Genomic DNA, 11687 nt, shown 5'->3' with positions numbered 1-11687 from the left:
TAGGCTTTAATACTTGCGATATTTCACAATTTGAGCGTTTGTTGAGTGACAAATTTGAGTTTTTCCATGACGTCGACAGTATTTCGTATAAGCCTCAATTTTTACAAAATATCAAAAAAGGATTATGTAAAACTCCTGATACCTATCAATCTCGTCGAGCTTTGGTAGAAGAAAGTACGGAGGTTTACCCATTGTATAAAAACAAAGTTTTGTATGGTGCTATCCAGCATGGTGTGCATAAGTTTTATGAAAAAATAGCAGGAAAAGAAGAGCGCTTTGCCAGTACAGCCAAGTTTACGCATGTTTGGCTACTCGAAAATGGCGCATGGAAATTAGCTCGTGGACTCAGCTTTGACCATCAGCAAAAAGATATTCCTTTTCAATCTGCATCTACTTTTGACAATATTCCTGATATAGAAAAATGGTTACAAGAAAACAACGTTCCCACGCTGGGAATCGGCGTGATAAATGCTGGCAAAATTCAAGATATTAAGGTTTATGGAACACTGAAAAAAGGAGTTACTGCTCCCTATAATACCATTTTCAATGTTGCCTCTTTGACCAAACCAGTTACAGCAATGGTAACGCTCAAGCTTGTAAGCCAAGGAAAATGGAATTTGGACGAACCTATTTACAAATACTGGACAGACCCCGATGTTGCCAAAGACCCTAATAGCAAAATTTTGACCACAAGACATTTACTGAGTCATCAAAGCGGATTTAAAAACTGGCGTTATATTAATGCTGATAACAAGCTACAGTTTGATTTTAAGCCAGGTACTCAATATCGTTATTCGGGCGAAGGACTTGAATACTTGAAAAAGGCCTTAGAAAATAAATTCCATAAAAGTCTGGAACAACTAGCGCAAGAACTCATTTTTACACCTTTGCAAATGACTCAAACCCAATTGGTTTGGACCAACAAAATTGATATTTCAAGATACGCCATTGGCTACAACAAAGAAGGTGAAGCTTATCCAGTAGAAAAAAATACCAAAGCCAGTGCTGCCGACAATTTGCTTACGACGATTGAAGACTACAGCAAATTTATGCTAAGTATTATGAAAGGAGAAGGACTTAGTAAGGAGGTTTTTGAGGATATGATTAAAACGCAGGTTATCACCAAAAAAGGAAAACATTTTGGTTTGGGCATGGAAATTTATGAATTAGAAAATGGTGAATATGCCATTTCGCACGGAGGAGCCGACAAAGGTTGTCAAACGATTATGTTTATTCTTCCCAAAACCCAACAAGGTTTAGTCATTTTTACGAATGTTGACGATGGTTACAAAGTTTATGAGAAAATTCTTTTCCACTATTTTGGAGAAAAAGGTAGAAAAATCTTCGAAATAGAAACGAAATAAACCTTGCCTCGTAGAGATACCAAAACAGGTATCTCTACGAGGATAAAATCATATTTTTCTGTAAAAATCAGGAATATCCCACCTATAGCCCCAAAGCTAAAAGCCCCCAAAACAACACCTAAGCGCTTTTGTACAAAGTTGACCAAACATTTCAAATAAGTAAATAAAAGCACCTATATCTACGGCAAAATTGTATAATACATTGAGAAAATGATACAAATAAGACCCTACACTGTAGGCTATCTTTGTGATTCAATCATTCTCGTTTTTTCAATTACCTCAGCGTACTAATTGCCAATGAAAAATAGCACTGGTAAGATATTTTTGCTCCTTTGTTGCACTTTTTTTGTACTTTGTTCAAAATGTTTTGGACAAATATCCGAAGTATGGGTATCTCCCTCGGGTTCGGACAGTAACATTGGTACCAAAGAACAACCCCTTGCTAGCCCTTCAATGGCACTCAGAAAGGTGCGTGAGCTGAGAAGATTGCATCAAACCGACCCTTCAAAATCTGTACATATTTATCTTAGTGCAGGTAGATATTTTTTAGAAGAACCTATCCATATCAGACCCGAAGATTCAGGTATATCAAATAACCCCACCATCCTCGAAGCAGCCCCTCATGCACAAGTTTCTATTAGCGGTGGCAAAGCTATTATCAACTGGAAATTGCTAAAAGAAAATCTTCCTTTTTTACCACAAAAAGCGAAAGGAAAAATTTGGGTAGCCGATTTACCTGAGGGTATTTCATCGGGAATTCGCCAATTGTGGGTCAATGGAAAAAAGGCAACTCGTGCCAAAAATACGACTGGCATTGAGATGCAACGTATTCTTTCTTGGAATAAAAAAGAACAAACTTGTTGGATTCCGGCACCCAAAGAAGCGCATCTGGAACAAGCTAAAGGATTGGAATTCTTTATCCATCAGTGGTGGGAAATCGCACAATTGCGGGTAAAAAAATTAGAAGTGCAAGGGGATAGCGCAAAACTTACTTTCTTCCAACCAGAAAGCCGTATTCAATCAGAACACCCTTGGCCAGCGCCTTGGATTTCGAAAGAGACGGGCAATTCTGCTTTTTATTTATGCAATGCTTTACAGTTTTTGGATGAAGCTGGCGAGTATTTCTGTGATCTTGTTGAGCAGAAAATCTACTATTTCCCATTCTCAAACGAGAATATGAATCAAGCTGAAGTAATTGCTTCTCATTTGGAGACATTGGTGCGCATAGAAGGAACACCCGAAAAACCTGTACAACATTTTCATATTCAAAACATTAACTTCGAGCATACCGCCTACTGGCGACCAGCTACGCAAGGACACGTGGCACACCAAACGGGTATGCCTATGACTGATGCTTACAAATTAAAAATTGCAGGAACGCCAGAAAAACAAACGCTCGAAAATCAAGCTTGGATTATTCGTCCGACAGCGGCGGTTAGTATCAACCATAGTCAAAATATTCATATTCAAAACTGTCAATTTACCCATTTTGCCTCTACAGGCTTGGATTTGTACAAAGGCGTTAGCCAAAGTTCAGTGACTGGTAATTTGTTCAAAGACCTTGGTGGCAATGGTATTTTGGTGGGCAATTTTTCTGATGAAGCTACCGAAATACATTTACCATATAATCCTACAGACCAACGAGAAGTTAGCCATCATATCCAAATTTCGAATAACCTTATTACCGATGCGACCAACGAAGATTGGGGAAGCGTTGGAATAGGTGTGGGCTTTGCGCATGATATTCAAATTACACATAATGACATTTCAAATGTACATTACTCTGGTATCAGCGTAGGTTGGGGTTGGACACGTCATGTTACTGTTTTGAAAAATAATCTTGTAAAGGCTAATAAAATTCGCCTTTATGGTAAAAATATGTACGATGTCGCTGGTATCTATACGCTTTCGGCACAGCCCAACACGCAAATCATTGAGAATGTAATAGATAGCATTTATCGTGCGCCGTATGCGCATATTCCTAGTCACTGGTTCTACCTCTATACCGACGAAGGCTCTTCGTTTATGACTATTCGTGATAACTGGACGGCTTCGACCAAATACTTACAAAATGCGAATGGGCCAGCTAATACATGGGAAAATAATGGTCCTAGCGTAGCAGATAGTATTTATCAAAAAGCTGGTTTAGAGCCACAATTCCAATCTCTTTTACGTTTCGCCAATCCGTATGACGCTCGCTACGACATCAATATCGAAAAGCCTGTAATAGTCGAGTTGGTCTCAGCGCAAGGAAAAACGCTTGATAAAGAAAAACTAAAAGTCATTTTGGGAAAAAGCAAAATCAGTACTTCGTCCGTCTATCAGTGGCAAAATCATACGGTCATTTTTGATAAAGTGCAAGATGTGTATTTACTCCAAGATCGCCTCAAAAATGCTTTTCCAGAAGTAAAAATTAAAACTTATCATGATTTATTCTATGAGTTTAATCGTGAAAAATGTGGAGAAAAGAAAAAAGAAGGAACTTGGAAACATATTTTGTTAACTGCCAATTTGGTTGCTGATTCCAACAAACAAAAAGCGTATTTAGACGCTCACGCTACTCAATTTGAAAAGTGGCCTGAAGTGTCAAAAGGCTTTTGTAAGGCTGATTTTCAACAACTTTTATTATTCAAAAATGGTCGCCAGCTCATGCTTGTCATTAGCATTCCTGCTGAAGCTGATTTCGAAAAACTCAATCCACGCACTACCCTCGACAATCCAAGGGTAAATGATTGGAATAAAGCCATGAAAGATTATCAGGAAGGGTTGGAAGATGCACCCAAAGGCGATACTTGGGAGTTTTTGAAACCTCTCGAATTTTAAGAAATAAAGTCATTTAACAATATTTAGTCAAAACCATGTTAAGAATAGGCATTTTAGGACTGGGAGAAGGACGAAGCACTATGTCTGCTGCGCTTGCGAGTTCAAAGTTAGAATTAGTAAAAATATGTGATTTACGCTTAGAGCTTTGCCAGCAACGTGCCAAAGAGTTTGATTTTCAGTCTTATACCACCAATTTTCAAGAATTACTCGACGACGAAAGTATCGATATTATTGCCATTTATACCCCTGACAAATGGCATGCTACGCACGTAAAGCAAGCGCTCTTACACGGCAAGCATGTAGTATGTACAAAACCATTTATCGACAATTTGGCTGATGCTAAGGAGCTTATTGAGTTGTCCGAAAAAACAGGAAAAAAGGTATTTGTGGGTCAAAGTTCTCGTTTTTTCGAACCTATGAAAAAGCAAAGAGCAGACTATGAAAAAGGTCTTATCGGTGACCTTATTACCATCGAAGGCTATTATCATGCTGATCACCGTTGGTTTTTGGAAAAAGGCTGGTCTCTTGAATCAGCATTCAAATGGTTATATGGTGGATTGAGTCACCCTGTGGACTTTATTCGTTGGTATTTGCCCAATATCGAAGAGGTGATGGGTTATGGTATGTTGAGTGCTAATGGCTTGAAAGGCGGACTCAAAAACCCTGATACTATGCACTTTATCTTTAAAGCTACCGACGGACGTATTGCACGTGTAAGTGGCTGTTATACAGGCCCCGTACAACCAGTAGTGCGCGATAGCGAAATGAGTTGTATTCTGCGTGGAACAGAAGGATGTAGTCAAGCTGATTACATGGATTTAAGATATGCCGTGACGACCAATACAGGCGAGGAAATCGTACAGACTTGGGAACATAAACTAAAGCATTATTTCAGATTTGAAGGTAAAAGTCACCACGCTGGCGAATACCAAAACTACCTTGAATACTTTGTTGATTGCCTAGAAAGCGGACAAACAGCCTATCCAGATGTGAGAGAAGGAATCGGAACTGTAGCGCTATTACAAGCAATGGATCGTTCATTATCGACTGGTCAGCCCGTAAAGGTTGCTGATCTTTTGGCAGAATTTAGCTTGTAAGCAACAGGGTTGAATTGTAAATATAAGTCTTTAATTATCAAAAATTTACATTCTCAATTCACAACTCACAATTCTGCATTATTACCTCTGTTTGATAAAATAGTAAAACCATGAAACACTATTTCTTACTACTGGCTTTATTGGGATTGCTTTTTTCTAGCTTTAGAAAAGACGAAAAGGCGATTACTGTTGAAAAAGTCCGTTGTGAATTTTTACAAAATCCTGAAGGTATCGACGTAGTACAACCACGTTTGAGTTGGCAAATCAATACCAACCAAAGAGCAGTCAATCAGACAGCTTATCAAATCTTGGTGGCTTCTAGTCAAGAGTTATTGGCGCAAAACCAAGGTGATTTATGGGATTCTGGAAAAATCAATTCAGACGAAACGATTCAGGTACGCTATGCAGGAAAAGCCCTCAAAAGTCGTAGTAAATGTTTTTGGAAGGTAAAGGTTTGGACCAATAAAGGAGAGTCAAATTGGTCTGAAACAGCATCTTTTAGTATTGGTTTGCTCAATTATGTAGATTGGAAAGGACGTTGGATTGGCTTAGATCGCTCATTTCCATGGGATAACGAAGGGCAGTTTTCACGCTTGTCGGCTCGCTATTTCAGAAAAGATTTTACGGTAAAGAAAAAACTTAAAAGTGCTACTGCCTATATCATCGGCTTGGGTCTTTATGAGTTATATCTCAATGGTCAAAAAGTTGGTAATCAGGTATTAGCACCTGTTCCGACGGATTATAACAAAGGTGTCAAATACAATACTTTTGACGTAACAAATTTGTTGCAACAAGGCGCCAATGCAGTGGGGTCAATTTTGGGAAATGGTCGTTATTATACGATGCGCCAAGATTACAAACCTTATAAAATCAAAACATTTGGTTATCCTAAAATGCTTTTCAACCTCGACTTGGTTTATGACGATGGCAGTCGCGAAACTATCGTCAGCGATGATACGTGGAAAGTCACTGCCGATGGACCTATTCGATGCAATAATGAATATGACGGAGAAGAATACGATGCTACCAAAGAGTTAGGCAATTGGAGTCAATCGGGCTACACAGATACTTCATGGCTCAAGGCGCAATTGGTACAAGAACCAGGCGGCGACTACGAAGCACAAATGACTGCAAACATGAAGGTTATGCAGACCATCAAACCAATTGCTCTTAAAAAACTCAATGCTCAAACCTACATTTTAGATATGGGTCAAAACATGGCTGGCTGGTTGCGTTTAAGTGTTCAGGGAAAAAAAGGTCAAAAAGTCACCCTTCGTTTTGCTGAAAGTCTGCAAGCAGATGGAAGTTTATATGTACGTAACCTTCGTGATGCCAAAGTTACCGATATCTACACGCTCAAAGGAGAAGGTACAGAAACTTGGGAGCCTCGTTTTGTCTATCATGGTTTTAGATATGTTGAGATTACAGGTTTTCCAACAGAACCCAAGCTTGAGCAATTTGAAGGAAGAGTGGTATACGATGAGATGAGTGATGCGGGTAAATTCCAAAGTTCGAATACTACGCTCAATCAGATATTTACCAATGCTTATTGGGGAATTCGTAGCAATTATAAAGGTATGCCAGTGGATTGCCCACAACGCAACGAGCGCCAGCCATGGCTGGGAGACCGTACTACAGGAGCTTATGGCGAAAGCTATTTATTTGATAATCATACCCTTTATGCCAAATGGCTAGATGATATAGAGCAAAGCCAAAAAGCGGACGGAAGCATCCCAGATGTAGCCCCTAGTTTTTGGAGATACTATGGCGACAATGTTACGTGGCCAGCTACCTATATCACGATTGCCGATATGCTCTACCAGCAATTTGGAGATGCTGAACCTATCAAAAAACATTACCCATCTATGAAAAAATGGGCAATGTATATGGCTGAAAAGTATACCGAAAACGGATTAATCACCAAAGATAAATATGGCGATTGGTGTGTACCACCTGAGTCAAAAGAATTGATTCATGCCAAAGATGAAAGTAGATTGACTGATGGCAAATTGTTAGCTACAGCCACTTATATTCGTGTATTACAACTAATGCAAAAATTTGCTCAAACTACTGATAATCTGAAAGATGTATCATCTTTTTCCAAAATGGAATCAGATTATAAAAATGCCTTTAACCAAGCATTTTTGAAGACTTCAAACTACAGCAATGGAACTGTCACAGCCAACTTATTACCCTTGGTTTACGACATAGTTTCGGCTGAAGAAAAAACTAAGGTTGCAGAAAATTTAATTCAAACCATTGTACAAAAAAACAACAGCCATATCAGCACGGGCGTCATTGGTACACAATGGCTGATGCGAGGATTGAGCAATCTCGGAAAAGGAGATTTGGCATATACCATTGCGACACAAAAAGACTATCCAAGTTGGGGGTATATGGTTGAAAATGGCGCCACAACAATTTGGGAATTATGGAATGGCAATACCGCCAACCCCGAAATGAACTCAGCTAATCATGTGATGTTGTTAGGTGATTTGTTGATTTGGTATTACCAACATTTGGCAGGTATTAAATCCAGAGAAACCGCATACAAATACATTGAGTTAAAATCAGATTTTCCAAAAGGATTAAATCAAGTACAAGCAAGTTATCAGTCAATACGAGGAACCATTGAATCCCATTGGAAAAAAGAAGGCAATACTTCTACTTGGCAAGTTAGCGTACCAGCCAATAGCAAAGCCATTATTTATATTCCTTCCCCCGATTATCAAAACATTACAGAAGGAGGGAAGGTAATTTCTCAATATAAAGAAATCAAAATCATGGGTTTGAGTCAAACATATACCATACTAGAAATTGGTTCTGGTTCTTACTCATTCGAATTTAAAATATAGGAATAGAGTACAAGGTCTGAGGCTCAGTTTTATACTTTTCACTTTGTGCCTATGTGCCTTGGTAACTGTTTCAAAGCAAAAAAGCATTTATGAAAAAATTACTCATTGGATTCATATTCATCACTTGTACTTTGGCATTGCCACTGACATCGGAAGCTCAAGTTTGGAAAAAAGGGCTTCTTGTGGATGAATTTGTGGTAGAAAATCCACCTTTCCCCGAAAGTCATGCCTCTACAATTGCTGAAACACCTACAGGGTTAGTTTCAGCGTGGTTTGGAGGTACCAAAGAACGCAATCCAGATGTTTGTATTTGGGTAAGTCGCCAAGAAAATGGCAAATGGCAAGCACCACAAAATGTTGCCAATGGCATCGTCAACGACACTTTGCGTTATGCTTGTTGGAATCCAGTTTTGTACCAAATTCCTAATGGCGAGCTTTTACTATTTTATAAAATAGGCCCTAGTCCTGCCAAATGGAAAGGTTGGCTCAAAACTTCGTCCGATGGTGGAAAAACTTGGTCAGAGGCCAGAGCTTTACCAGAAGGATATATCGGACCTGTCAAAAACAAGCCTGTATTACTATCCAATGGCAACTTATTTTGTCCAAGCAGTACCGAAGGCTCATTGGGCTGGCGCTTGCATTTTGAAGTGACCAAAGACGGTGGAAAAACATGGAGACAGGTTGGACCTATCCAAGGAGATAAAGACACGCAAGGAATCCAACCAAGCATTTTAGATCATGGAAAAGGCAAATTGCAAATTTTAGCACGAAGCAGAAATAGAGCGATTCTGACTTCTTGGTCGTATGATAATGGAGAAACTTGGACTCCTTTAGCCAAAAGTAATTTGCCCAATAACAACTCAGGTACAGATGCCCTAACAGCCTCAAATGGAAAGCATTATTTGATTTATAATCATGTATTGCCTCCAGGAGATTTGGCAAAAGGGCCAAGAACACCTCTGAATTTATCGGTTTCAAATGATGGCATCAATTGGTCTGCCGCCTTGATTGTCGAAGATTCTCCTATTAGTCAATATTCCTATCCATCTATTATTCAAACCAAAGATGGATTATTGCATGTGATTTACACATGGCGCAGACAAAAAATTAAACACGCTGTAATAAACCCTAAAAAACTCAAAATCGTAAAAATTACTGAGGGCAAGTGGCCTGTTGTAAAAGGTTATACCGCTCCGCAAGGAGGCGAAATTACAAAAGACTAATCCTCAGAAATACCTTAATTAATATGAATACGCTTCAACATGTAAGTATTTATTTCCCGAATAAATTGGTATTTGGTAGCGGTGTTATCAACCAAATCGCCGAAGAATTAAGCGGATATAATGCCCAAAAAGTTTTATTAGTTACAATAGAACCTATCCTAAAAGCCTTAGAACCGCTTTTAGCAGACATAAAAGCTCGACAAATCGAAGTACAAATTGATACAAGTATTGTGCAAGAACCTACTTTCGAAGACTTTTTTTCATTAATGAAAAAAGTAGAGCCATTCAATCCCGACGTAGTACTTGGCATTGGTGGCGGAAGTGTGCTAGATATTGCCAAACTAGTAGCAGCTCAGCTTGACAATCCTCAAGAACTAAGAGAATATGTTGGCATTGGGTTGTTAAAACAAAGAGCCAAAAAGTTGATTTGTGCGCCAGCCACCGCAGGAACAGGAAGCGAGGTTTCACCAAACGCTATTCTGGTTGATAATCTTGACAATCAGAAAAAAGGCATTATTAGTCCTTACCTAGTTCCAGATGCTGTATATGCAGACCCTTTGTTAACGGTAAGCGTGCCTGCAAGTATCACGGCAGCAACGGGACTTGATGCGCTTACGCATTGTTTGGAAGCCTATACCAACAAATTTGCCAATCTGTTTATCGATATGTATGCTTATGAAGGAATGAAGTTGATTGGAGCACATATTGTCGAAGCTGTACAAAATGGTAATAATGAACACGCACGTGTACAAGTTGCCATGGGCAGTTTACTTGGAGGTTTTTGTTTAGGGCCTGTCAACACGGCTGGGGTGCATGCTTTGTCTTATCCTTTGGGAAGTTTATATCACTTACCACATGGTTTGTCAAATGCCCTTTTGCTTCCCTATGTAATGGAATACAATCTTGTGGCAGCACCCGAACGATATGCCAAAGTAGCAGAAGCACTTGGTTGCGAACCAGTGGCGGATTCGCTCGAAATGGCAAAGTCTGGCGTAGCAAAAGTGCGAGAACTTATCAAGGCTTGTGGTATTCCTGCTACCTTACGTGAGGTAGGTGTGGCACATGAAGATATTCCTCAAATGGCGAAGGATGCCCTAAAAATTCAAAGGTTGTTGAAAAATAATCCAAGACCTATAGAGGAGTCTGACGCTATTCAAATTTTTGAAGCTGCCTTCTAAACTCCCCATTAGGGCTGTACGAAGGAAGATAATACCTATCCATTTCGGATATCGGATGTTGGATTTCGGAAGTGTAATCTACTTTTTTTTGTAAAAAATAAAGGTATTTTACTCTATTTCTGAAATCTGAAATAGTTTGAAAATCTCCCAATCATAAATCCTTAAATCAACTGTTCTCCATGAACACGATATAAACTACCCCATGAGTATTCAAAAAAAATATAACGGAATAGTGGTACCAGCGGTAACGCCTCTGACTGAAAGTTTTCAGTTGGACCACGGTGCAGTCGAAAGCATGTTCGATAATTTTTACTGTAACCATGTTTTACCTTTTATTCTTGGAACTACTGGCGAGTCAGCATCTTTGCCTTTTGAATTAAAGGCTGATTATATAAGACAAGCAGGGAAAAATAAACAAAAAGGAACCACATTATATGCTGGTATTGCCTCGAATTGCCTCGAAGAATCGATAGAGCTTACCAAAATTAGCGAACAAGCAGGAGTAGATGTGGTAGCAGCCACTTTGCCCTCTTATTACGCACTGACTGAAAGTCAGATGAAACGCTATTTTGAACAATTAGCCGACGCTATTCCTTTGCCATTGATTATTTATAATATTCCTGCAACCACTCATAGTTCTGTTCCTCTACAAATCATTGACGAATTGAGCTATCACAGCAATATTATTGGTTTAAAGGACTCTGAAAGAAATGTAGAACGCCTTCATGAATCCCTCCATTTGTGGAAAGATAGACCAGACTTCAGTCATTTTATGGGTTGGGCAGCCAAATCGGCAGAAGCGATGTTGTTAGGCAGTGATGGTATTATTCCAAGTACTGGAAACTTTATCCCTAGTATTTATCATGAAATGCAAGAAGCTGTCCGTCAGAACGATACCACCAAAGCCCTTCGTATGCAAGAGCTTTCGGATTTGTATGGAAGTCTGTACCAAAAAGGTCGTACACTTGGCGAGTCGCTTTGGGCTTTAAAAGCATTGATGTCAACGCACCAGCTATGCCAGCCAATTGTAATGCCTCCATTGCAAGGTTCTTCGCAAGAAGATTTATTGCAACTAAAAGAGGCTTACGCACAAGCACTAGAGAGTTTAGCATTGTCGGAGTAGCTGTAGGCACAAGGCAACAGGCAC

At 39.3% G+C, this 11687-nt stretch carries 7 protein-coding genes; all 7 read left to right on the top strand.

Annotated features, from left to right (window positions below; all coding sequences use genetic code 11):
* Positions 1-1364, top strand: a 1364-nt coding sequence (locus tag ACOVQ4_RS03925) for a serine hydrolase (RefSeq protein ID WP_421819350.1), incomplete at its 5' end; no start/stop codon positions are given.
* Positions 1365-1661: 297 nt separating this feature from the next.
* On the top strand, positions 1662-4187 hold the full coding sequence (locus tag ACOVQ4_RS03920) for an L-rhamnose mutarotase (protein WP_421819349.1): 2526 nt from the start codon (positions 1662-1664) through the stop codon (positions 4185-4187).
* 35 nt (positions 4188-4222) lie between these two features.
* Positions 4223-5284, top strand: coding sequence for a Gfo/Idh/MocA family protein (locus ACOVQ4_RS03915; RefSeq protein ID WP_283375554.1), 1062 nt, complete (start codon positions 4223-4225; stop codon positions 5282-5284).
* 110 nt (positions 5285-5394) lie between these two features.
* Positions 5395-8139, top strand: coding sequence for a family 78 glycoside hydrolase catalytic domain (locus ACOVQ4_RS03910; protein WP_421819348.1), 2745 nt, complete (start codon positions 5395-5397; stop codon positions 8137-8139).
* Positions 8140-8228: 89 nt separating this feature from the next.
* On the top strand, positions 8229-9362 hold the full coding sequence (locus ACOVQ4_RS03905; RefSeq protein ID WP_421819347.1) for a sialidase family protein: 1134 nt from the start codon (positions 8229-8231) through the stop codon (positions 9360-9362).
* Positions 9363-9385: 23 nt separating this feature from the next.
* Positions 9386-10540 (top strand): iron-containing alcohol dehydrogenase, encoded by a 1155-nt coding sequence (locus ACOVQ4_RS03900; protein WP_421819346.1) that lies wholly within the window; start codon positions 9386-9388, stop codon positions 10538-10540.
* A gap of 202 nt (positions 10541-10742) precedes the next feature.
* On the top strand, positions 10743-11663 hold the full coding sequence (locus ACOVQ4_RS03895; RefSeq protein ID WP_421819345.1) for a dihydrodipicolinate synthase family protein: 921 nt from the start codon (positions 10743-10745) through the stop codon (positions 11661-11663).
* The last annotated feature ends 24 nt before the right edge of the window (positions 11664-11687 follow it).

The sequence above is a fragment of the Flectobacillus sp. genome, assembly GCF_049240685.1.
In the GTDB taxonomy this organism is placed as follows: Bacteria; Bacteroidota; Bacteroidia; order Cytophagales; family Spirosomataceae; genus Flectobacillus.
The sequence above is the reverse complement of the archived record's forward strand: the minus strand, read 5'-3'. Positions and strand labels throughout refer to the sequence as shown.

Excerpts from the sequence above, each read along its gene's own strand:
- ACOVQ4_RS03920 (WP_421819349.1), top strand. The coding sequence starts at position 1,662 with ATGAAAAATAGCACTGGTAAGATATTTTTGCTCCTTTGTTGCACTTTT.
- ACOVQ4_RS03915 (WP_283375554.1), top strand. The coding sequence starts at position 4,223 with ATGTTAAGAATAGGCATTTTAGGACTGGGAGAAGGACGAAGCACTATG.
- ACOVQ4_RS03910 (WP_421819348.1), top strand. The coding sequence starts at position 5,395 with ATGAAACACTATTTCTTACTACTGGCTTTATTGGGATTGCTTTTTTCT.
- ACOVQ4_RS03905 (WP_421819347.1), top strand. The coding sequence starts at position 8,229 with ATGAAAAAATTACTCATTGGATTCATATTCATCACTTGTACTTTGGCA.
- ACOVQ4_RS03900 (WP_421819346.1), top strand. The coding sequence starts at position 9,386 with ATGAATACGCTTCAACATGTAAGTATTTATTTCCCGAATAAATTGGTA.
- ACOVQ4_RS03895 (WP_421819345.1), top strand. The coding sequence starts at position 10,743 with ATGAGTATTCAAAAAAAATATAACGGAATAGTGGTACCAGCGGTAACG.